20 protein-coding genes and 1 tRNA gene are annotated in these 21,204 nt (G+C 53.5%); 14 read left to right on the top strand and 7 right to left on the bottom strand.

The window, feature by feature from the left end; all coding sequences use genetic code 11:
* The first annotated feature begins 60 nt into the window (after positions 1 to 60).
* The 3 genes from HNV11_RS20440 to HNV11_RS20430 all read left to right on the top strand — a co-directional run bounded on the left by HNV11_RS20440 (position 61) and on the right by HNV11_RS20430 (position 3,316).
* Complete coding sequence (locus HNV11_RS20440; RefSeq protein ID WP_171741429.1) at positions 61 to 819, top strand: hypothetical protein; 759 nt, start codon at positions 61 to 63, stop codon at positions 817 to 819.
* 97 nt (positions 820 to 916) lie between these two features.
* Positions 917 to 1,534, top strand: coding sequence for a hypothetical protein (locus tag HNV11_RS20435; RefSeq protein WP_171741428.1), 618 nt, complete (start codon positions 917 to 919; stop codon positions 1,532 to 1,534).
* Positions 1,535 to 1,657: 123 nt separating this feature from the next.
* Positions 1,658 to 3,316 carry a glycerol-3-phosphate dehydrogenase/oxidase gene (locus HNV11_RS20430; protein WP_171741427.1) on the top strand — a complete coding sequence of 553 codons (1,659 nt, stop codon included), beginning with the start codon at positions 1,658 to 1,660 and terminating at the stop codon, positions 3,314 to 3,316.
* On the opposite strand, the gene HNV11_RS20425 is transcribed toward HNV11_RS20430, so the two are convergent.
* Positions 3,317 to 4,312 (bottom strand): nucleoside hydrolase, encoded by a 996-nt coding sequence (locus HNV11_RS20425; protein WP_171741426.1) that lies wholly within the window; start codon positions 4,310 to 4,312, stop codon positions 3,317 to 3,319.
* A gap of 108 nt (positions 4,313 to 4,420) precedes the next feature.
* Between HNV11_RS20425 and HNV11_RS20420 the strand changes: the two genes are divergently transcribed.
* Entirely contained in the window at positions 4,421 to 5,593 is a 1,173-nt protein-coding gene (locus tag HNV11_RS20420) for a glutathionylspermidine synthase family protein (RefSeq protein ID WP_171741425.1), read from the top strand.
* A 68-nt stretch (positions 5,594 to 5,661) separates the two neighbouring features.
* Here the strand turns inward: HNV11_RS20420 and HNV11_RS20415 are convergent, their stop codons facing one another.
* The gene (locus HNV11_RS20415) at positions 5,662 to 5,964 is read right to left on the bottom strand and encodes a hypothetical protein (protein WP_171741424.1); all 303 of its coding nucleotides are present in this window, start codon (positions 5,962 to 5,964) and stop codon (positions 5,662 to 5,664) included.
* A 124-nt stretch (positions 5,965 to 6,088) separates the two neighbouring features.
* Between HNV11_RS20415 and HNV11_RS20410 the strand changes: the two genes are divergently transcribed.
* From HNV11_RS20410 to HNV11_RS20370, 9 genes are all read left to right on the top strand, one after another.
* The gene (locus HNV11_RS20410; RefSeq protein WP_171741423.1) at positions 6,089 to 6,436 is read left to right on the top strand and encodes a DoxX family protein; all 348 of its coding nucleotides are present in this window, start codon (positions 6,089 to 6,091) and stop codon (positions 6,434 to 6,436) included.
* 139 nt (positions 6,437 to 6,575) lie between these two features.
* The gene (locus tag HNV11_RS20405) at positions 6,576 to 7,586 is read left to right on the top strand and encodes a Gfo/Idh/MocA family protein (protein WP_171741422.1); all 1,011 of its coding nucleotides are present in this window, start codon (positions 6,576 to 6,578) and stop codon (positions 7,584 to 7,586) included.
* Positions 7,587 to 7,600: 14 nt separating this feature from the next.
* Complete coding sequence (locus tag HNV11_RS20400) at positions 7,601 to 9,019, top strand: DegT/DnrJ/EryC1/StrS family aminotransferase (protein ID WP_171741421.1); 1,419 nt, start codon at positions 7,601 to 7,603, stop codon at positions 9,017 to 9,019.
* Entirely contained in the window at positions 9,016 to 10,395 is a 1,380-nt protein-coding gene (locus HNV11_RS20395) for a neutral/alkaline non-lysosomal ceramidase N-terminal domain-containing protein (protein WP_171741420.1), read from the top strand. The genes HNV11_RS20400 and HNV11_RS20395 overlap by 4 nt, the downstream gene beginning before the upstream one ends.
* 37 nt (positions 10,396 to 10,432) lie before the next feature.
* Complete coding sequence (locus HNV11_RS20390) at positions 10,433 to 11,749, top strand: NHL repeat-containing protein (protein ID WP_171741419.1); 1,317 nt, start codon at positions 10,433 to 10,435, stop codon at positions 11,747 to 11,749.
* 58 nt (positions 11,750 to 11,807) lie between these two features.
* On the top strand, positions 11,808 to 13,175 hold the full coding sequence (locus tag HNV11_RS20385; RefSeq protein WP_171741418.1) for a Gfo/Idh/MocA family protein: 1,368 nt from the start codon (positions 11,808 to 11,810) through the stop codon (positions 13,173 to 13,175).
* A gap of 34 nt (positions 13,176 to 13,209) precedes the next feature.
* Positions 13,210 to 14,526 (top strand): sugar MFS transporter, encoded by a 1,317-nt coding sequence (locus HNV11_RS20380; RefSeq protein WP_171741417.1) that lies wholly within the window; start codon positions 13,210 to 13,212, stop codon positions 14,524 to 14,526.
* Positions 14,514 to 15,692, top strand: a complete 1,179-nt coding sequence (gene nagA / locus HNV11_RS20375) for an N-acetylglucosamine-6-phosphate deacetylase (RefSeq protein ID WP_171741416.1) — start codon at positions 14,514 to 14,516, stop codon at positions 15,690 to 15,692. The genes HNV11_RS20380 and nagA overlap by 13 nt, the downstream gene beginning before the upstream one ends.
* Positions 15,693 to 15,703: 11 nt before the next feature.
* Positions 15,704 to 16,507, top strand: a complete 804-nt coding sequence (locus HNV11_RS20370; protein ID WP_171741415.1) for a glucosamine-6-phosphate deaminase — start codon at positions 15,704 to 15,706, stop codon at positions 16,505 to 16,507.
* A 426-nt stretch (positions 16,508 to 16,933) separates the two neighbouring features.
* On the opposite strand, the gene HNV11_RS20365 is transcribed toward HNV11_RS20370, so the two are convergent.
* Positions 16,934 to 17,239: a hypothetical protein gene (locus HNV11_RS20365; RefSeq protein ID WP_171741414.1), complete on the bottom strand. Its 306-nt coding sequence runs from the start codon at positions 17,237 to 17,239 to the stop codon at positions 16,934 to 16,936.
* Between the two features lie 863 nt (positions 17,240 to 18,102).
* Here HNV11_RS20365 and HNV11_RS20360 point away from each other — a divergent pair.
* Positions 18,103 to 18,597, top strand: coding sequence for a hypothetical protein (locus HNV11_RS20360; RefSeq protein ID WP_171741413.1), 495 nt, complete (start codon positions 18,103 to 18,105; stop codon positions 18,595 to 18,597).
* A gap of 127 nt (positions 18,598 to 18,724) precedes the next feature.
* Here the strand turns inward: HNV11_RS20360 and HNV11_RS20355 are convergent, their stop codons facing one another.
* From HNV11_RS20355 to ubiE, 4 genes are all read right to left on the bottom strand, one after another.
* Entirely contained in the window at positions 18,725 to 19,429 is a 705-nt protein-coding gene (locus tag HNV11_RS20355; protein ID WP_240163600.1) for a Dph6-related ATP pyrophosphatase, read from the bottom strand.
* Between the two features lie 124 nt (positions 19,430 to 19,553).
* Positions 19,554 to 19,631 (bottom strand) — tRNA-Val (locus HNV11_RS20350).
* Positions 19,632 to 19,748: 117 nt separating this feature from the next.
* On the bottom strand, positions 19,749 to 20,483 hold the full coding sequence (gene porT / locus HNV11_RS20345) for a type IX secretion/gliding motility protein PorT/SprT (protein ID WP_171741412.1): 735 nt from the start codon (positions 20,481 to 20,483) through the stop codon (positions 19,749 to 19,751).
* Complete coding sequence (gene ubiE, locus HNV11_RS20340) at positions 20,426 to 21,154, bottom strand: bifunctional demethylmenaquinone methyltransferase/2-methoxy-6-polyprenyl-1,4-benzoquinol methylase UbiE (RefSeq protein WP_171741411.1); 729 nt, start codon at positions 21,152 to 21,154, stop codon at positions 20,426 to 20,428. The genes porT and ubiE overlap by 58 nt, the downstream gene beginning before the upstream one ends.
* Positions 21,155 to 21,204: the final 50 nt, after the last annotated feature.

Genomic DNA, 21,204 nt, shown 5'->3' with positions numbered 1-21,204 from the left:
AAATAGTGGCACTGAATTTGTTTGTGAGTTAAAAGTAACTTACATCGAATTCGGTTGGCCATGAAGCGAGTTTTCTTAACTATCCTGGCGAGTGTAGTAACAAGCTTGTCCTTCTGTCAGAGCCAGAAGTCGTTTATCTTATCGTATCAGGATAAAAAAGGATTTTTTGCCGTTTCTGCAGGGGGCAGTTTACCTCTGGGGCGGTTTGCCAGTTGCTCGGTTACGGATTCAAAAGCCGGTATGGCGGGACAGGGCCTGGCTGTTAATGCCGCAATTGGTTACCGGATTGTTGGTCCGGTAGGTCTAATGGTGCGCGGAGAACAACACCAGAATGCGTTGCAGACGCACGAGCTGATTGATGCTGCCTCCCGTGCTAATTCAACCGTCTGGACGGCGAAAGCCGATAACTGGTCGATAACGACGCTGATGGCTGGCCCCTACATAAGTATTCCGATGGAGCGATTCTCGCTGGACGCCCGGCTGCTGGTAGGACAGGCTATGACCCGGCTTCCCGAAACCGCTATGTCGGCTAAGTTTGGTGATGTAAATATGCTGGTGAAAACAACAGGCTCACCGAACGCGGCAGTTGCATTGGGGGGAGGAGTAAGCCTGCGCTACCGGCTTGGCCGCTGCCTGTCACTGCATCTGAGTGGCGATTATACGCATTCTCAGTTTACGTTTGATGCCGTAACCTCAAAAAGCCTGAGCAGCTACGGTACCCTGCAGACATCGCGGTTTAACTGCCAGCGGGTCATGAGTGTTGTGAGCGCATCAGCAGGGCTTATGGTGCTGTTTGGCAACCATTACCGTCCGTTCTGACGACCGCTCACCGACCCCTGGGTCAGCTTATCCGGAACTATTTGTAACCCCATCGCCGGTGTCGTAGTTTAGTAGCTGACTATTCTCTGATTTGATTATGACACCGCTCCGTCAGCATGCCGTTCTTCGGCGCGTAAAAGATATTACGCTCAGTACTACTCTGAGCCTGGCTCTGCTTAATGGCGCGGCTCTGCTGCAAAGCTGCGGCAACAACCGCTCCGATGAAGCCGAACGAACAGAAACCAGTTTTGGCCGGGGCGTTCGAACCTACATCACCGAGACGGCACCGGGTAATTTCAAGATTACCGACGAGGTGCAGGCTGAACCCGGTCAGGCCGGTGCGATTGTCAGTTATTTCGACGGCCATCGCGATACATTGAGCGTTGAAGCCGCCCGGCGACTTGTAGAAACGGATCAGTCGACCAGTACCTACCTGAATAATCCATCGGCCTACGGTGCTCACCACCACAATGGTCTGGCGAATGTGCTGCTGTGGGGGAGTCTGGGGTATATGCTCGGACGCTCTACGGCCCCGCAGTATCGCAACGACGTCCGCCGGTATGGGTCGGGGGTTTATGCCAATCCGGATCTGTACCGCCGTTCGACTCAACTGGGTGAGAACATCCGCTCGTCGCGGGTCACGCGCACGGTCCGGCCCTCGGGTGGCCGCAGTGGCTTTTTCGGCGGAAGTCGCAGTCGGGGCTTCTCCGCTTAAATCAGCGCTACTGCCAATAAACTGAATCAGTAGAGGTAAGTAAACTGGTTAACAAATCGTTAAGTCGAAAATCTACCGGCCTTACTTCACTACTTACTGGGCTAAATGCCGTATATTGCCTAAATGAATCGGGAACAGAACTGGAAGCGGCTGAGCGGGGAAACATTCGACGTGTGTATTATCGGGGCCGGGGCCAGCGGGGCCGGGGCGGCTTTGGACGCAGCTTTACGTGGCTATCGGGTAGCGCTGATTGATCGGGGCGATATTGCGAGCGAAACCTCATCGCGCTCCACCAAACTGATTCACGGCGGGGTCCGGTATCTGGAGCAGGCTGTTAAAAAGCTCGATCTGGCGCAGCTTCGGCAGGTGCGGCACGGCCTGGCCGAACGACGGACTGTATTACGTAACGCTCCGCATCTGGCCCATCCACTAGCGTTGATGACGCCGGTATTCAGCGCGTTTGAAGGCCTGTATATGTCCATTGGCCTAACGCTCTACAGCTACTTCGCGCGTCATGATGCCTTTCCCAAAGGACGCTGGCTTAACCGGGCGCAGGCGCTAGAACGCATGCCGACCCTAACTCCGCAGATGCATAGCGCCGTACTCTACTATGACGGACAGTTCAACGACGCCCGCTATGCCCTTGCGCTGGCCCACTCGGCCGATGAGGCTGGAGCAGCTGTGGTAAACTATGCAGCCGTAACGGGATTTAAGCATGACGTTAATGGCCAGCTGACAACAGCAACTGCGCAGGACCAGCTAACCGGCGAGACGGTTGCTATTCGATCTAAACTATTTCTGAATTGTACCGGTCCCTATGCCGACGCGGTCCGGCGGATGGCTAATCCTGCGCTTGACCCGCGCATTCGGCCTAGTAAAGGCGTTCACCTGGTTTTGCCCCGCGAAACTCTCCGCAGCGACTGCGCCATACTCATTCCAAAAACGGCGGATGGCCGGGTGGTGTTCGCCATTCCATTTGGCGATAAGGTATTTGTCGGTACGACCGACAATGATTATTCCGATCTGAACCACGAGCCGGTTCTGGAGCCGCAGGAAGTGGATTATCTGCTTGACACACTTCGGCCTTATCTGGCTAAAACGCCCGATCGTGCCGATGTACAGGCCGGCTTTGGCGGTATCCGACCCCTGATTGTGAGCAGCCGCACTGATACAAAAGCTTTGTTGCGTGACCACGAAGTCGAACACGATCCGGCATCGGGCCTGCTTAGTCTGCTCGGTGGTAAATGGACAACCTACCGCCTGATGGCGCAGGACCTCATTGATCAGGTCGGTCAATTATTAAGCAATCCGGCGCAGAGTGCTACCGAAACCCACTTTCTGGTTGGGGGCGAAAACTACCAGTTTGCTGCTTGGCAGACGTTACAGCAACGATACGGTCTGCCAGCAGACAGTTGCCAGCACCTGATGCGAACCTATGGTAACCGCGCCGAACGAGTAGCTCAGCTCATACTCGAACAACCAGCGCTGGCGCAGAAGCTCACCGCCAGTCAGCCGTTTCTGCAGGCCGAGGTCATCTATCAGGTGCGCGAAGAAATGGCCATGACCCTTCGCGACGTACTGGCCCGGCGCTGGCGACTCGAACTGTCCGACTGGCAACTGACCGCTCAGCTCGTTCCGCAGGTCGGCGATCTGATGGCTGCTGAACTGGGCTGGAGCGAGGAGCACGGCCGCCAGCAGGTGCGGAACTACCAGTCTCTGCTGGCGTCGTTTGTGAAGCAGGCCGGTCTGACGCCCGAACGCTCCGAAATGGCGAGCGTTTAATTACCGACGGATGGGCTGGTGTTGCATGAGGTCGTTGATCAGTTTTTCGACCTGCGGCACCGGCATCTTCACGACCAGATGCTGATGCCCTTGACCAGCGTCGTCCCAGCCGTTAGAACCGTCCGCGTTAAGCGTCAGCCGTCCGGATTTGACCGTGTAGTACGGCTCGTAGCCTTTAATTCCAACCAGGACGGCCGTCTGGTCCCAGCTCATCCGCCCGCCTATATCTTCTTTGGATTTTGGAAGGCTAATCGTAAAAACGTCCTTAACGGGACTGTTGCGAATCTGGGCATTCTGAGTCAGCGGTTTACCGCTGTGGATTTTCTCGCCAATCTCGAAGCCACTCATCAGAATTGGCGTTGGCCATTGGGCAAAAACAATCTTCGAAGCTGGCGTATCCCTGAACACATTGTACTCCCGGCCGCCCGGAAACTTGCCGGCCATACTAACCAGATTCTTTACTTTCTGCGCGACCAGGTCCTTGCCCGATAGCCGGGAGTACCGGTCGGGCTGAGAGTTAAGTAAATTCGCCAGATTGGTCAGAAACCCGACCGTAATGATGGTTACGCTGCGGTCAGGCTGTTGGGCCAGAATCTGACGATAGAGCGTAACGGCATCCGGTACCTCATCATTCGATTTGACTTTATGCGGATAACGGGCCGTGATCGTATCCGACCAGTGCTGCGTATCCTTATCGGTGACGGCATCGCCTTTGGGCACGCCAATGGGCAGGTCAGGGCGGCCAAAGTAGGTGTTGAGCACATTCAGCACCTGGGTTACTTTCGGGTATTTGGTGCTGGCGATGGTGGCCAAGATTCGGGCCTGTCCGCTGTCGGCCAGGGCGTGCAGCAACGTAATGGCCCCAACGTCGTCATAGTCCGGCCCCATATCGGTATCGAAAATCACCGGCACCGCCGAACGGGCAGGTTGGCGCTGAGCGACGGCTGCTTCAAAAACAAACAGGACAAGGATGAGGAAAATTAGAGCTCGGGTCATGGGATTCGGTAATTTTGACCGGAATATACATCCTGTAGCGGTTAAGTCTGACGCTACGTCCCTGAACACAACTCAAGTTTAGCCACAGGCCAATCTGCCCGAAACGATATGATTTCTCTCAAACCCCTCGCTACCTCGCCCGATACGCAACTGCGTAATCTTGGCTGGGACTGGATGCTCGGTCAGGATACGCTGCCGTATCTGACCAACGAAGTAGTTATTGTAACGCCCACCGAAGCCGATGCTTACTACGAAGCCGCCAATGAACTATTTGAGATGATGGTGGCGGCCGGACAGCATGTAATTGACAACAACCGTTTCGCCGAACTGGGTATTCCGGCAAATCTTGTTGAGCTCATTAAGCTATCGTGGGACGATGACCGGAACATCCATCTGTACGGGCGCTTCGATCTGGCGGGTGGTATCGACGGCAAAGGGATTAAGCTGATTGAGTTCAACGCTGATACGGCCACCTGCCTGCCCGAAACAGCCGTTGTGCAGTACGCCCATCTGAAAGCCAACGGCCTCGACGAAAGCCAGCAGTTCAACGCCGTGTTCGAAACCTTAACGGGTCAGTTTGAAGAACTCCTCGCGCTCAACCCGGATTTGCAGCCTACGTTACTGCTGTCGGCCATGCGAGGGTTTCCCGAAGACGACGCCAACGTAGCGCTGATTGGCGAAGCGGCTCGTGAAGCCGGTTTCGATATCGAATTTGACTTTATTGATAACGTGGAATTTTCAAATGAGGAAGGCATTTTCTGGCAGAATCCGAAAAACGGCCAGTTCGAAAAGATGGATTTCTGGTTCAAGCTGGTGCCATGGGAGTCCATTGCCGAAGAAGAATCTGAACTCACCAGTCTGCTGACCGCAATCAGCCGAAAACGGCTGGGCGTTGTCCTTAACCCGGCCTATACGTTACTGTTTCAGTCTAAGTACATTCTGAAAATTCTCTGGGAGCTCTACCCCCATCACCCGTTGCTACTTGAAACCGACACGAAACCGCTGGCGGGTAAAGCCTGCGTGGAAAAAGTGCTCTTCGGGCGGGAGGGCGCCAATGTCCGGATACTGAACGCCGATGGCAGCGAACGGCAGGCCGCCGATGGCGAATACGGCGAGTACAACAAAATTTACCAGGAATACGTCGATTTTCCGCAGGATTCGGCCGGGCGGATTTTTCAGGCCGGGGTCTTTTACGCGGGCGAAGCCTGTGGGCTGGGTTTCCGGCGCGGAGGCCTGATTCTGGATAACAGTGCCGGGTTTGTAGGACACATCGTCAGCTAAAAAAAGTGGCCTGCAAACTTGCAGGCCACAGCGTAGCTACAGTGGGGTATGTATGGCAAACAAACTAACTATCTTCCAGACTGCTGTTTCAAGGCTTTATGTTCGCGTCGGCGCTGCATAACGCGCTCACGCTGTTCAGGAGTCATAGCGTTCAGGCGAGCCTGCATCTGCTGGCGGTGCGCCTGTTTGAAGGCTTTCCGTTCAGCGGGCGTCATTTGAGCCAGTTTCGCTTTCATTTCTGCTTTCCTGGCGGCCCGTTGTTCGGATGTCAGGCGGGGTTTTACTTTGTAGACCTGTGTCTGGCTCTGGGCATAGGCACCAGCCGACATAAACAGCGCCATCAGGGCCACTACCATCGTTTTTACGTTCATGGCTTTTGTTGTTTTGTCGGTTGGACGCTATTTCCCGGTGAGGGTTTAATCAATGACCGAAAGTTTATAGTTTTATGAACTGCAGGTGACATCAACTCCAACGCCTGATCTGAACTATACTTATATGAACAGTTTAAGTCTTTACGTTCAGGCGTTTGTTTACGTCGCTGCGGGTATAAATCATTTTGTCAGCCCCCGGTTTTACCTGGCAATTATGCCGCCTTATATTCCGGCGCATAACCTGATGGTCGTTCTGAGCGGAGTAGCGGAAATTGGGCTCGGTTTGGGCCTGCTGTTTCCGGCAACCCGTTCGCTGTCGGCCTGGGGGTTGATTCTCCTGCTGATTGCCGTCTTTCCAGCCAATATCTATATGGCTACGGCCGATCAGTTCGCTGCAATTTCGCCCTGGATACGCTGGGGAAGGCTGCCTGTACAGGGCCTTCTGATCTGGTGGGCCTACCAATACACCTAATTTAGATTGGCGCATTGGAGCATGCGTTTCACGCCGATTATACGGCAATGAAAGGCTTACAGTAGAGTTAGGGCAGAAAGATGCTTATCAGGAAATAAACATTCATCCTTCAACGTAGTCACTCGCTATTCGTTGGCCCATGAACAACTGGACTCCTACCCGCCGAATCTTCCTGAAAAATGCTGCGCTTGGCAGCGTCCTGCTGAGTAAGCCAGAATGGATAGGGCCGGTCCGGCCAGCGGTCGAGAAAGGAAAACGGGTTGGCATTATCGGTCTGGACACGTCTCACAGTACAGCCTTTACTAAAGTCCTGAACGCTGCGGAAGCAAATCCGGATTATAAAGGGTATCAGGTAGTAGCAGCCTATCCCTATGGCAGTAAAGACATTGAAAGCAGCACGAAGCGGATTCCAGGCTATGTTGACGAAGTAAAAAAGCTCAATGTCAAAATCGTTGATTCCATTGCCGACCTGCTCAAAAAAGTAGATGTCGTTCTGCTGGAAACCAATGATGGTCGGCTCCATCGCGAGCAGGCACTTCAAGTGCTGAAAGCGGGCAAGCGCGTGTTCATCGACAAGCCCATGGCGGCTTCGCTGGCCGATGTCGTGGCTATCTTCGATGCCTCCCGCCAATATGGTATTCCAGTGTTCTCCGCGTCGTCACTTCGCTACATAACGGGAGTCGAAGCCATCAACAAAAGCCAGGTATTGGGTGCGGATACGTTCAGCCCGGCGGTACTTGAAAAAACGCATCCTGATTTGTTCTGGTACGGAATCCACGGCGTCGAAACGCTCTTCACTGTTATGGGAACCGGCTGTCGGGAGGTAGTTCGGGTGCATACGCCGGATACCGACGTTGTAATTGGCACCTGGAACGACGGACGTATTGGTACGTTCCGGGGTACCCGAACCGGCAAGCACGACTATGGCGGAACGGTGTATACGCAGACCGCCAATGTGCGACTAGGGCCTTATAATGGCTACGAGCCGTTGCTGAAGCAGATCATCAGCTACTTCGAAACCGGTAAGGTACCCGTTACGCCCGATGAGACGATTGAGATATTTGCGTTTATGGAAGCAGCCGACGAAAGTAAACGGCGGGGTGGAGCGGTGGTAAGTCTGGAGAGCGTACTGAAAAAGGTGAAGCAGTAAGATGCCCATAAGCTATGCTGAACAAGAATGTGTCAAGGCGAGAATTCATCAAACAAAATTCATTGACGGGTCTAAGCGCCGTCATAACCCCTTCTTTGCTGACCAATAGTCTCAGCAGTCCGGCCGCTCCCTTACCTGAGTCATTGGGACCGGTGCTGCTTACGTCGTCGGATAAACCGGCCTTACTGGGCGGTGCGCCCATCCGCCTAAAAGGCTGGACTACCTGGCCCATCTGGAACCCGGAAACTGACGAAAAACAGTTGCTTGACGTAGTCCGGAGTGGCATCTGGTCCCGGTCGGCCGTAACGACGGAGTTTGAACAGAAATGGGCGCAGGCGCTGGGTGCAAAACGAAGTTTGCTGGTCGTCAACGGAACCAATGCCCTGATTACGGCGCTCACTCAACTCGACGTTCGGGCGGGCGATGAGGTTCTTGTGCCGCCCTATACCTTTACCGCCACCGTGGCGGCCGTGCTGGCTACCGGCGCCATGCCCATTTTTGTTGATGTCGACCCGGAAACCTTTCAGATTGACCCGGCCAAAATTGAAGCAAAAATTACCCCGCGTACCAAAGCGATCTTACCGGTGCATATTCTGGGCTTACCCGCCGATATGAACCGGATTCTGCCCATTGCCCAAAAGCATAAGCTGGTTGTGATTGAAGATGCCTGCCAGGCCCATCTGGCCGAAATCAACCATCAGAAGGTAGGCACGTTTGGGCACGCGGGCTGCTTCAGCTTCCAGAACTCGAAAAATCTGTCCATCGGGGAGGGGGGAGCCATTGTCAGTAACGACGATAGCTTCATGGACCGTTGTTTTTCGTACCAGAACTTCGGTAATCCCTATAACGCGGGAGTAGGCTCGGTGAGTGTCGGCAGCGTCATGCAGGGAACGAAACTGCGCATAACGGACTACCAGGCCGCTATTGGACTCGCTCAGCTGAAACGGCTGGATGCCCAGACCACCACCCGTAACGAAAACGCGGCTTACCTTAAAGCGCAGATTCAGGCTATTCCCGGAATTGTGCCCTATAAGCTGTACGATGACGTGACCCGGGCTGCGTTTCACCTGTTTCCCTTCCGGTATCAGCAGGAAGGCTTCAAGGGATTGTCGCGGGACGGGTTCCTAAAGGCGCTCCGGGCCGAAGGTATTCCCTGTTCGAGCGGTTACGCTACGCTCAACAATCAGCCCTACCTAAACGACGCCTTCCAGTCGAAAAACTTTCGGAAGGCGTACCCCAAAGAAATGCTGGATTTTAGGGGGTACGTAGAGCAGAACCAGTGCCCACAGAATGACAAGCTATGCAATCAGGAAGCCGTCTGGTTTACGCAGAATATGCTGCTCGGCAGTAAATCGGATATGGCCGATATCGCGGCCGCCATCGAGAAAGTCCATAAAAACGCCGATCAGCTGACTAAGCTGAGTGAAAAATGAAGCACCCTGGTTTACTGCTCCTGGTTAAAGGTCTTTTCCTGCTAACGTTCTTTACCGCCGAGGGGCGTAACCTGCCGGGTGACGCTGCGGGCTGGAAAGCGGGCGTTGCCCGGGTGGTCATTACGCCTAAAGAGCTGCTGTGGATGGCGGGATTTGCCGTTCGGACGCACCCCGCCGAGGGAACGCTGCATGACCTGTGGGCGAAGGCGCTGGCACTGGAAGACGAGAACGGGGGGCAAGTTGTGCTCGTAACTGCCGATTTGCTGGGGTTTCCCAAACAGGTTTCGGACCGAATCCGGAATCAGCTGAAGACTAAATATGGCTTATCGAAGGCGCAGATTATTCTGAACAGTTCGCATACGCATTCGGGTCCGGTGCTGCAGGATGCGTTATTTGATATCTACCCGCTGGATGCCGAGCAGCTCGCTAAAATCCGGCGGTACTCCACCACGCTTGAAAGCCAGATTGTTGAGCTGGTGGGCGAGGCTCTACAGAAAAAAGAACCCGTCACACTGTATGCCCAGAATGGCGTTACCCGCTTTCAGGTAAACCGGCGCAACAACAATGCCGCGCTTCTGCACCGGCTGCCGGAGCTGAAAGGGCCGAATGATTACGCCGTTCCGGTGATTAAAGTGCTGAACGCCCGGGGCCAACTAAAAGCCATGGCCTTTGGGTATTCCTGCCATCCGACGGTGCTGAACCTGTATAAATGGTCGGGCGATTACGCGGGGTTTGCGCAGATGGAGCTGGAGAAAGCCAATCCGGGCGTAACGGCCCTGTTTTTTCAGAGCGCCGGGGCCGATCAGAACGCCCTGCCCCGCAACACCATCCCGCTGGCGCAGCAATACGGCCGCGAACTGGCCGCTGCGGTAGAGCGGGTACTGGCTGAAGAGATGCGGCCCCTATCGGCCCGTCTGGCCACAGCCTATGCCGAGGTCGATCTCGCTTTTGCCAAAGCCCCAACGGAAGCCGATTTGCTGGCCGTAACGAAAGGTGATGTCGTGTATCATACGCGCTGGGCCGAACGTATGCTGGCGCAACTAAAACGGAATGAGCCCTTCCCCAAATCCTACCCCTATCCGGTACAGATCTGGCAACTGGGCGATCAGCCGTTGATTAGCCTGGGTGGCGAAGTCGTTGTGGAGTACGCTATTAAACTCAAACAGATTTTTGGACCGAACACCTTCGTAGCTGGCTATTCGAATGATGTGATGGCCTATATTCCGTCGGCAACGGTGTTGCGGGAGGGTGGTTACGAGGGCGAATCCTCGCAGATGGTGTATGGGCTGCCGGGCATCTGGGCGTCGACGATTGAAGCGACTATCCTGTCGGAAGTGATAAAACTCGCCCGGGAAATCGGTTTGCCCACGCCCTAACCCGTCATTTTTCAACGCTCCTGGCTTAACTAGACGTATGCATCGTAACGATCCTGATTCTGAAATCTCCCCGTCTCACTTTCTGACCGCGAAGCACTATTATTCCGGGTTTGACCTGGCGCACGATACCTACAACGCAATTTCAGCGGCTAGCGACGGAAAAATCTATTATGTTCTCTCGTCGGAATCGTACGAGCGGGGCGGACAAATGTATGTCTACGAGCCCGAAACCGACCAGACCCGTTTCATTGCTGACCTGACGGAGGTTTGTGGCGAAAAAGGCCTGCAGGCGATTCCGCAGGGCAAGAGCCATGTTCGTTTCTATGAACGCCACGGCAAGCTCTACTTTGCAACCCACATTGGCGTCTATGAACTGATAGACGGGATGGAGCGGCTGCCTCAGAACTCAACGGATGGCTATACGCTGTATCCCGGTGGCCATATGCTGGCGTATGATCTGGCCACGGGTCAGTTCGAGGATTTAATAACCGCGCCCGATGGGGAAGGGCTCATCACGATGACCCTTGACCGCGACCGGGGCCATATTTATGCGCTCACCTGGCCGATGGGCTATTTGCTCCATTACGACCTGCAAACAGGAAAGCTGATCAACGCTGGGCTGACCTGCGGCCGGGGCGAAGCCGGTACCGTAGGTGATGATTACCGGGTCATCTGCCGGTCGATGTTTGTGGATGCCCGCGACGGCTTACTATACCTGTCCACGGCGGAGGGCGACGTACTGACCTATCAGCCGGATTCCGGCGTACTCGAAAAAGTAGCGGGTATTGATTTGCGGCTCGACTACTTTGGCCGGTATGACCCCACCCGACCGGGCAGTATGGGCTATAACTGGCGTAAAATTTTCTGGTATGCCCCCGAAGGCGTAGCCTATGGCGTACATGGCAATTCCGGCTACTTATTCCGGCTTGACCCACGGGCGCGCAGGCTGGAACTGGTCGAACGGATTACGTCGGAGCCATCGAAGCGGAGCGGGATGTTCGATCAGTTCAGCTACGGGTATCTCGGCTTTCAGCTGGGACCCGATGGACAAACGATCCATTACCTCACCGGCGGGCCCATTTACGAGAAGGGCAGGCGCGTAACGGGCGAAGAGCAGATTGCCAGGGGTGCGGCCAGAGGGTTGGAAAATCTCCACCTCATTACCTACAACATTCCAGAGCAGTGCTATCAGGATCATGGGCCCATCTTTTATGCCGATGGTAGCCGACCTACGTATGTCAACTCAATTGCTGTTGGCGCCGATGGGGCGGTTTATACGCTGGCCCGGTTTGAGCAGGATGGACGGGAAATCCAGGATTTAATAAAAATTACCCACCCATTTGGGACTACCTAAACCATAGCTGAGTATGCTGTCAGGCTTACAGACTTGTTAAGAGTATAACCGTATCGCAATGAAAAACACGGAACGTATTGGCCCTGATGAGTCACGCCGGGACTTTATCCGGAAAACAATCACGGGCACCGCTCTTCTGTCAGCAGGAGGGGTTCTGCCCGGTTTCAGTCCGGCGAGTTACGCCCGCATCCTGGGCGCAAACGAGAAAGTCCGTGTGGGCATGATGGGCGTAAACAGCCGGGGTCTGGCCCTCGCGAGTAATTTCGCCCTCCAGCCAAACTGTACGGTAATCTCTGTGTCCGATGTTGACACGCGGGCGGCCAATAAATGCCTGACGACGGTTGAAGGTATCCAGAACGCGAAACCGAAAAACCAGCCCGATTTCCGGAGGGCACTCGACGATAAAGAGGTAGATGCGCTGATTATAGCTGCGCCGGATCACTGGCATGCGCCCGCTGCAATTCTGGCCTCGAAGGCTGGTAAACACGTGTATCTGGAAAAGCCCTGCAGTCATAATCCGCACGAAGGCGAACTGTTGGTGGCAGCCGCGAAGAAATACAAAAACGTTATCCAGATGGGTAACCAGCGCCGGTCGTGGCCGAACGTAACGCAGGCTATCCAGGCCGTGCAGAACGGCGTAATCGGCCGACCTTACTTTGCCAAGGGCTGGTACACCAATAATCGGGCATCGATTGGTATCGGAAAAGAAGTCGCCGTGCCTGCCTGGCTGGATTATGATCTATGGCAGGGTCCCGCGCCCCGTCGGCCCTACAAAGACAACCTCATTCACTATAACTGGCACTGGCTGTGGCACTGGGGCACGGGCGAAGCGCTCAACAACGGCACCCACATGCTCGACCTGATGCGCTGGGGGCTGGGCGTTACGTATCCAGCCAAAGTTACCTCGTCGGGTGGCCGCTACCGCTACAAGGACGACTGGGAAGCGCCCGATACGCAGGTAATCAGTCTGGAGTTTCCTAACAATACGGCCATGACCTGGGAGGGACGTAGTTGTAATGGCCGGACTGTCGAGGGCACCAGCGTCGGCGTCATGTTTTACGGTGATATGGGCTCACTGCTAATCGAATCGGGGAACTCCTATAAGATTTTTGACCTCGACAACAAGCTGGTGAAAGAGGTTAAGAACGACCTGAAAATTGATCCCCGGAACAAAATGGACCCTTCGCAGGCGCTGGATGCCATCCACATCCAGAACTTCTTCGACAGCATAAAAACAGGCGCAGCACTGGCATCTGACATTGTCGGGGGCCACCAGAGTACGTTGCTGGCGCAACTGGGAAATATCGCCTTGCGCTCCGGTGGGATGCTGGACGTTGACCCCGCAAACGGACATATCAGAAACAACAAAGCGGCCGAAAAGCTCTGGCAGCGGGAATACCAGAAAGGGTGGGAGCCAACTGTGTAATCCGATCCTGCCAATTACTTATCTTCGATACCATATGAACGCCCTGGCCCTTGATGAGCGTCGTCTGACCAAACGCGACACCAGGATTTCCCTGCTGCTGATTGGGTTGATGTTTTTTATTTTTGGATTTGTCTCCTGGGTCAATTCCATCCTCATTCCTTACTTCAAGATTGCCTGCGAGCTAACGAGCTTTCAGGCGTATCTGGTTGCGTTTGCGTTCTATATTGCTTACTTCATTATGTCGGTGCCGGCTTCCTACCTGCTCAAAGCGGTTGGCTTCAAAAAAGGCATGATGATTGGCTTCTGGATGATGGCGCTGGGGGCGTTTATTTTCATTCCCGCTGCCCAGACCCGCACCTATGGCGTCTTTCTGATGGGGCTGTTCACCATCGGCATTGGTCTGGCCATTCTGCAAACGGCTTCAAATCCTTACGTAACGATTCTGGGACCAAAGGAACGGGCTGCGCAGCGCATCAGCATGATGGGAATCTGTAACAAGGCCGCCGGGATTTTATCGCCCCTTGTCTTTGCGGCAGTCATTCTACGACCCACCGATACCGATCTGTTCGCTCAACTAGACACAATGAGCGCGGCCGAACGGGGCGCGGCTCTCGACGAACTGGTCCGGCGCGTCATCACGCCCTATGCCGTGCTGGGCAGCTTCCTGTTTGTGCTGGGGTATCTTGTCTACCGGTCGCCCCTGCCCGACCTGAATACGGAGCGGGAAAGTCCCGAGGTGGCAACGGCCAATGCCGGTAAAACCCATATTTTTCAGTTTCCACATCTGGTACTGGGCGCGGTGGCTATTTTCCTGCACGTTGGCAGTCAGGTGATTGCCATCGATACCATTATTGGCTATGCCGGCTCGATGGGCGTTAGCCTGCTGGAAGCCAAGGTATTTCCCTCATATACATTGTTCTGTACTATCTGCGGTTACGTGATCGGTATCATTACCATACCCCGATTTATCAGTCAGGTTAACGCGCTGCGGATCTGCACGCTGCTGGGCACAACCTTTACGTTGCTCATCATTTTTGCCCGTGGAGGCATTACCTTGCTAGGCCACACAACCGACGTATCGATCTGGTTTGTCGTGTTGCTGGGTCTGGCGAATTCGCTGATCTGGGCGGGTATCTGGCCGCTGGCGCTGGATGGCCTCGGTCGATTCACCAAGCTGGGGGCCTCCATCCTGATTATGGGGCTGTGTGGCAACGCGATTATGCCGCTTTTCTATGGCTATTTCGCCGATCGCTTTGATCTGCGTACCGCCTACTGGGTCCTGCTGCCCTGTTACCTGTATCTGGTTTTCTATGCCGTAAAAGGCCATCAGTTACGTAAATGGGGCTTCTGAAAATAACCAACGGTACGCTCATTACGCCCTATCGCTATATCCGGGGCGGCACGGTCGTCATCGAAGATGGACGTATTCGGGGCATTCACGAACGTGACGTAGAGGTGCCGGATGCCACCGTACTGGATGCGAAGGGTAAGTACGTAGCCCCCGGCTTTATTGATATTCACGTACACGGCGGGGGGGGGTACGACTTTATGGATGGGACGGAAGAAGCCTTTTTGAAAATTGCCGAACTCCACGCCCGGTATGGCACTACCGCTTTAGTGCCGACTACGCTGACGGCAGAAAAGGAAGATTTGCTGCACACGCTGGATGCCTACGAGCAGGCGAATCGAAACAACCGGAAGGGTGCTGCCTTTCTCGGTATGCATCTGGAAGGGCCTTACTTCGCCATGAGCCAGCGGGGGGCGCAGGACCCGCGTTATATCCGTAACCCCGACCCGCAGGAATACGAAGAAATCCTGGCGTATTCATCGTCCATTGTTCGGTGGAGTGCCGCGCCCGAGCTGGAAGGCGCCATTCCGTTTGGCCGCCGACTACGCGAAAAAGGAATTCTGGCGGCTGTAGCCCATACCGATGCCATTTATGAAGATGTCCTGACCGCTTTTGAAACCGGTTATTCACTGGCGACCCATTTGTACTCGGCCATGTCGGGTGTAACGCGCCGAAATGCATTCCGTTATGCCGGCGTGATTGAAAGCGCGTTTCTACTCGATATGGATGTGGAAATCATTACGGATGGCGTTCACCTGCCACCGCCCCTGCTGAAACTGGCCTATAAAATCAAAGGCGCCGACCGGACGGCGCTGATCACCGACGCCATGCGGGCCGCTGGCATGCCCGAAGGCGAAAGCACGCTGGGATCGCTGAAAAACGGGCTGAAGGTCATCGTCGAGGATGGGGTTGCCAAACTGCCCGACCGAAGCTCATTTGCCGGAAGCGTCGCAACGACCAACCAGCTTGTACGCAACATGGTGCAACTGGCCGATGTATCGCTGCTGGATGCCGTTCGCATGGCGAGTACCACGCCCGCCCGCATCATGGGTGTGGAGGGACGTAAAGGGTCACTGGCGCCCGGCAAAGATGCCGACCTGGTTATTTTCGATGACAGCCTGACTATCGCGGCTACGCTGGTCAACGGGCAACTTATTTACTCACTCTAACAATCAAATACATGCTGACACCGGCTACTTCATCCACTCAAACGTTTCGCGTCGATCAACTTAGGGTTCATCTGTTCAAAAACCGGCAGGAGCTGGGGGTAAGCGCAGCGCAGGCCGTAGCTGGCAAAATCCGGGAATTACACCAGACGCAGGAGGTTGTCCATATCATTTTCGCGTCGGCGCCTTCGCAGAATGAATTTCTGGACGCGCTCGCCCAAGAAGCAGACCTTGCGTGGAATCGAATCCGGGCTTTTCACATGGATGAGTACATGGGCTTACCGGCCGATGCTCCGCAGAGTTTCGGGCAGTATCTGAAGCGGCAACTTTTTGATAAAGTACCCATACAGGAAGTTTTCTACCTGGACGGGAATGCTGCCGACCTCCGGCAGGAAGGATTACGCTACAGCGCCCTGCTCGACCAGTACCCGACGGATATTGTGTGCATGGGTATCGGCGAAAACTGCCACATCGCCTTCAACGATCCTCACGTTGCCGATTTTAACGACCCCCATCTGGTCAAGATCGTGCGGCTCGATCTGACGAGCCGGCAGCAGCAGGTGCATGACGGGTGTTTCGACACGCTGGAGCAGGTGCCGGAATACGCGCTTACCTTAACCATTCCGGCATTGGTACGCGCTCCCTATCTGTGCTGCATGGTTCCAGCTGCTCACAAAGCCGAAGCGATTTACCACACCTTAACCGACGCCATTTCGGAAACCTATCCGGCTACTATTTTGCGGACTCATCCCAATGCTACGCTGTTCATTGACCAGAACAGCGCCCGAAAATTTCTTGAAGAAACGACTTCACCTTAGTTTCTTTCACCGGCTACTCAAAGGCGGGTCTGGTTAACCGTTCGGCCACAAGGTATAAAGCAGGCTCAGCAACCCGGCGCCGGGTTGCTGCATACCGTTGCATTTAACTATTCAGCTTAATCTTTTTCTTTCTTCGGTTTCTGCCTGCGCAGAGACTCCAGTCTTTTTTGCTCCGAATCAGAAAAAGGGTAACGGCTCTTAACCTGATTGATATAGCTGATTAGCAGCTCATGAAACAAATCGGGATTCTTCGGTAGCGGTTTAGTTTTCATCGTTGCGCGTGTTGATAGCGCAATATTATGTCCATCTATAAGTTACCGAATTAATAAAAAATTATATTCTGATTTATATAGTATTAAAAAGAGCCTAAGGTTTCTCCAAATAGCTGATTTGCGTATGGTATGGACGAAAAAAGTACCATGTCATCTATCGCATGAAATGCCAGTAACGTCTGACGTAGAATAGGAAGGCGAGTCTACTTAGCTGAAAGACAGAACGCGGCCGCCGGAAATAGCTGGTACGCTCCGGCCGGGGCTGGCGGGGTAGGGCCCGGTTCCGGACAACCGTTCTGGTGGTTTTCGGGATAAGTACTGTCCCCAGAAAGGCAAGGATAAAAATCGGCACGGTCAGGAGAACGGCCAGGTCATCGTACTGGCTATTGGAAGCCCATTCCTGTACGCCAAATAGCAGAACAGCCAGGGTTAATGCGAAGATGAGATGCTTGTCTTTCATGGGTTTAGTTTTTTGAGAGTGGCAAGAACCAGGCCAAACGTTCTACGTCGGACCGAACGTTAAAGTGTTGTAGTACAGGTAGACCAGGCTCCCGTTTGCCCAACAGGCTGCCTCCGGGACCTTGCCTGCTTCTGCTTGGTCAATCTTCCGTAGCCCTTGCTATATTTTTGCTTACTTATATATATGATTACGTATTCGTTTCTTAGGTTTACGATCTCAGCCGCTCTGAAGCGGCATGGTGTGGATAGAGCGGAAAGCTTGGCTGCTATGCGGCCAGGCTTTTTAGTCAACCCGCTGTCTTCGTTTCAGGGTAAGCAACTTGGAAACGGCTATTTTTACATATGTTAGAAAAATTAAATAACTATTTTTCAATTAAATAGATTTGGTAACAACAAATAAAGGATATACTCGTTAAAGAGAAGACAGCCCACCCGTAAAACGAATAGGCTGTCGATTACTAGAACAATAAAAGTAATCTTATCAGATACAACGACTTAACGATTAGGTTGTTGCGTATGCTCTAAGATAAAACGGCCCAACTGTAGCTACGGTTGGGCCGTTTTATCTTAGATAGCTATAAATTTAAGAAAGGTTTGTAAATTAACTCGTCTGCCGGAGGTTAGTACGGTAGCAGCTAAATAGTCTGGCTATTTAGCTTGTCAGCAGGGAAGGTTTTCACCGTTTAGCGTTATGAATTACAGCACTCCTTTACGTCAATTTCAGTGAGGTTATAAAACGGATCGGCTAAAGCGGAATTCAGCCGATAGCCTGATCGTTGCCAGACCTGCGGGCTTTCGGCGGTATCTGGTTGCAGACAAATGAATACGTACCATTCCATTAGTAAGCATTATATAAATCTGGGTATGGAAACGACAAAGAAAAACCGATTCGATCGGGCCATTAGTGCCCTGGTTAAAGGCTATTTAAACGGTACGCTCGCCAAGGGCCACTGCGCAGCCTGTGCAGTAGGTTCCCTAGTGGCCGAAGGTGTAGGCGGTAAGGTTTTCCGGAAGAAACGTCTGCTGCTTGGCCAAACCTATGACTGTTCAGTACCTAACTCAGACTGGCAGGACGTATTCGTGACCTATCTGAACAGGCCCCAGATACAACGGCCATACCGATATACAGGAGCCGCCAAAATCCAGATTGATAGTACAGGCTATACGTGGCAGGAGCTGGCGCTGGTGGAAGAAGCATTTGAAATGAACACGAAACTACACTTCAAAACGTACCCGATCTGTACCCCGGAAGAAATCGACACCGATCAGTATAACGGCTTGAAAGCTGTTTTTGAAGTCTTATGCGAGATTGAAGGCATAACCGATGCGACCCCGTTCGTGGCGATGCTGGAAAAATAAAAATCGCGCCTGATACCTTATCAAGGCTAAGGTGTTTGCTTGGAGAAATTACGAGCGGGATTTTTTTATGGGTAATAGCTCGTAAAAAACCCGCTTTATTACGGGTATCGTCACCAACCGCTTGCTTTTACGGTACCAACTGTAAATCGGTAAAGAAGTACGTTAAGGTGATTACGTCGCCGGTGTCGGTTTTGAAAACATAGTCTTTCGTTACGGTTTCACCAACCTGAATGGCAATCGGCTCCCGAAAGTAGGGGGCCTGAAAGACAAACGTGTGAAACTCGCCGTTCTCTCCGCAGGGATCTACACCGGGCGGCAGATCGTTGACGAATGACTGGTCGAGCACCCGCCCGCAGAACGATGCGTCGAGATGTTGACTGTTTACGCTGACCACAATCGTAGCAAAGCCAGCCGCCCAGAACTCATTCAGCAATGCCTGCGAGTCCAGTTGCCAGAGTGGAAAAACACCGGTTAGCCCCCAACTGGCCAGCTGCGTTTCGCGCCATACCCGCAAATCAGCCAGGAAAATATCGCCGAAAATGGCAGCTGTAACTCCCGACTGCACGAGCGGTTCCAGCGCGCGACCCATCCGCTGCTGGTAATCCGCCATCGAACTGTCTTCGGGTAGAAATAATTTCGTCTGGGGTATGCCGAGCCGTTCGGCCTGAGCATCGAGCAGTTCTTCGCGCACACCGTGCATCGATATTCGTCGATTAGGGGCATTCAGCGTCGTAAGCAGCATTTCAATAGAATACTGACCCGTTTGCAGGATGCGCCACAACGCCAACGCCGAATCTTTGCCCCCGCTCCAGTTCATCAACGTTCGGTTCATGGTAAGGAAGGTAGTCGAAATAAACCTTTTGGGCTTAAAGCAGACGAATAGAAGCAGAGATTTTATTAATGATCTGAGCTAACAAAAAAGCACTTACCATTTCTGATAAGTGCTTGTCTTTGATTGGTGGGAGTTGACGGGTTCGAACCGCCGACCCTCTGCTTGTAAGGCAGATGCTCTGAACCAGCTGAGCTAAACTCCCTTGTGTTTCCCGTCGTTTGGGAGTGCAAATATAGGAGGCTTTTCAGGCATTTTGCAAGTTTCGGCTCGAAAAAATGTAAAATTTTTGCAAGTTGCTGATAGCCAATAGCCCGATTTATTACTCGAAATTCAGGTACAGCGTTACGGTATGGGTGGTCAGCTTGTTGATGCCAATGCCAGCCGCGTTGTTGGTCGGGCGGTAGAGGTTGACCAGTCCGTGCGAGAAACGCAGCTCGGGTGCAAACTTGAAATACTCGAAGAACTGCTCGAAGCCGACCCCATATTCAACCGCAAAGTCCATTGTGCCGGTGCTGAGCCGACTCGCACTCTGGATTTCCTTGCGCCGTACGTTCGTTTCGATGCTGAAGGCACCACCCGCCAGCAGATACATCCGGCTGTTGTTACGTCGTTCGGACTTGTACTTCAGCAGGAGCGGGAAATCCAGCCAGGTGGATTCGCGCACTTCGGTCTTTGTGGTGCCGCCCGGATAATCGTACTTCACCTCGCGGCTGAACAGCGAAACCGCCGGCGTCAGGCGCAGGTCGAAGCGGTCGTTTAAATACGCATTAACAACGAATCCCACCCGAAAACTGGGTTTGTTGGGCGAATAAATCCGATAGGCGGAGTCGGCCCGGATGAACGCCGGACTATAGCCCACGCTGAAACGCGTAACGGGCGCTGCAAAGAAAAAGCCGTAATGGATCTCTTTGTCGTCGTAACGTTCGAGGTGTTTGCGAACGTATTTGTAGCCTTGTCCCTGTGCCGAAACGCTAAGTAGCAGCGCCAGCACAGCTACTAAGACTGCTTTTGGCCGATGTAAATTGAAGCAACGCCGAAGGTAAGCGGTATCCATCTGGTATTGGTAAATCCGGCCGCTTCATAGATGCGCAGAAAGTCGGGACCATCAGGAAACGCCTGCACCGATTCGGGCAGGTAGGTATAAGCCGATGCGTCTTTGCTGACTAAGCGCCCAATAAGCGGCAGAATGGTCCGGGAGTAAAAACCGTATAGTTGTTTAAACGGAAACTGGCGGGGGTTCGAAAATTCCAGCACCACGCATACCCCACCGGGGCGCGTTACGCGGTACATATCGGTTAGACCCTTAAGCAGATTCTCGAAGTTACGCACACCAAACGAAACGATGACAGCATCGAATTCATTGTTACCAAACGGTAATCCTTCCGAATCGCCCGACCGCATCTCGATGATGTGGTCCACTCCGCGCTTCTTCATCTTCTGCCGGCCAATGGCCAGCATACCTTCCGAAATATCAACGCCAATCACCCGCTGCGGATTTAGGGCGAGACTTTCCAGGGCAAAGTCACCCGTGCCGGTGGCAATGTCCAGAATGGTTTTGGGGGCGTAGGGACGTAATTCGCGGATGGCTCGCTTGCGCCAGAGGATATCAATGCCGCCACTCAGGACGTGGTTTAGCAGGTCGTATTTCGGCGAAATATTGTCGAACATTTCGGCGACCTGCTCGCGTTTGGAGGTGTCTTTGTCTTTGTAAGGAACGACGGCCATTGTGCAAAGAAGCTGTTTTCAGCGGGCAATTTACAGCGCAAACGGACGGC

The organism is Spirosoma taeanense (genome assembly GCF_013127955.1).
In the GTDB taxonomy this organism is placed as follows: Bacteria; Bacteroidota; Bacteroidia; order Cytophagales; family Spirosomataceae; genus Spirosoma; species Spirosoma taeanense.
Note: the sequence above shows the minus strand (reverse complement) of the source record. Positions and strands in the feature narration are given on the sequence as shown.

Excerpts from the sequence above, each read along its gene's own strand:
- HNV11_RS20440 (WP_171741429.1), top strand. The coding sequence starts at position 61 with ATGAAGCGAGTTTTCTTAACTATCCTGGCGAGTGTAGTAACAAGCTTG.
- HNV11_RS20435 (WP_171741428.1), top strand. The coding sequence starts at position 917 with ATGACACCGCTCCGTCAGCATGCCGTTCTTCGGCGCGTAAAAGATATT.
- HNV11_RS20430 (WP_171741427.1), top strand. The coding sequence starts at position 1,658 with ATGAATCGGGAACAGAACTGGAAGCGGCTGAGCGGGGAAACATTCGAC.
- HNV11_RS20425 (WP_171741426.1), bottom strand. The coding sequence starts at position 4,312 with ATGACCCGAGCTCTAATTTTCCTCATCCTTGTCCTGTTTGTTTTTGAA.
- HNV11_RS20420 (WP_171741425.1), top strand. The coding sequence starts at position 4,421 with ATGATTTCTCTCAAACCCCTCGCTACCTCGCCCGATACGCAACTGCGT.
- HNV11_RS20415 (WP_171741424.1), bottom strand. The coding sequence starts at position 5,964 with ATGAACGTAAAAACGATGGTAGTGGCCCTGATGGCGCTGTTTATGTCG.
- HNV11_RS20410 (WP_171741423.1), top strand. The coding sequence starts at position 6,089 with ATGAACAGTTTAAGTCTTTACGTTCAGGCGTTTGTTTACGTCGCTGCG.
- HNV11_RS20405 (WP_171741422.1), top strand. The coding sequence starts at position 6,576 with ATGAACAACTGGACTCCTACCCGCCGAATCTTCCTGAAAAATGCTGCG.
- HNV11_RS20400 (WP_171741421.1), top strand. The coding sequence starts at position 7,601 with ATGCTGAACAAGAATGTGTCAAGGCGAGAATTCATCAAACAAAATTCA.
- HNV11_RS20395 (WP_171741420.1), top strand. The coding sequence starts at position 9,016 with ATGAAGCACCCTGGTTTACTGCTCCTGGTTAAAGGTCTTTTCCTGCTA.
- HNV11_RS20390 (WP_171741419.1), top strand. The coding sequence starts at position 10,433 with ATGCATCGTAACGATCCTGATTCTGAAATCTCCCCGTCTCACTTTCTG.
- HNV11_RS20385 (WP_171741418.1), top strand. The coding sequence starts at position 11,808 with ATGAAAAACACGGAACGTATTGGCCCTGATGAGTCACGCCGGGACTTT.
- HNV11_RS20380 (WP_171741417.1), top strand. The coding sequence starts at position 13,210 with ATGAACGCCCTGGCCCTTGATGAGCGTCGTCTGACCAAACGCGACACC.
- nagA (WP_171741416.1), top strand. The coding sequence starts at position 14,514 with ATGGGGCTTCTGAAAATAACCAACGGTACGCTCATTACGCCCTATCGC.
- HNV11_RS20370 (WP_171741415.1), top strand. The coding sequence starts at position 15,704 with ATGCTGACACCGGCTACTTCATCCACTCAAACGTTTCGCGTCGATCAA.
- HNV11_RS20365 (WP_171741414.1), bottom strand. The coding sequence starts at position 17,239 with ATGAAAGACAAGCATCTCATCTTCGCATTAACCCTGGCTGTTCTGCTA.
- HNV11_RS20360 (WP_171741413.1), top strand. The coding sequence starts at position 18,103 with ATGGAAACGACAAAGAAAAACCGATTCGATCGGGCCATTAGTGCCCTG.
- HNV11_RS20355 (WP_240163600.1), bottom strand. The coding sequence starts at position 19,429 with ATGAACCGAACGTTGATGAACTGGAGCGGGGGCAAAGATTCGGCGTTG.
- porT (WP_171741412.1), bottom strand. The coding sequence starts at position 20,483 with ATGGATACCGCTTACCTTCGGCGTTGCTTCAATTTACATCGGCCAAAA.
- ubiE (WP_171741411.1), bottom strand. The coding sequence starts at position 21,154 with ATGGCCGTCGTTCCTTACAAAGACAAAGACACCTCCAAACGCGAGCAG.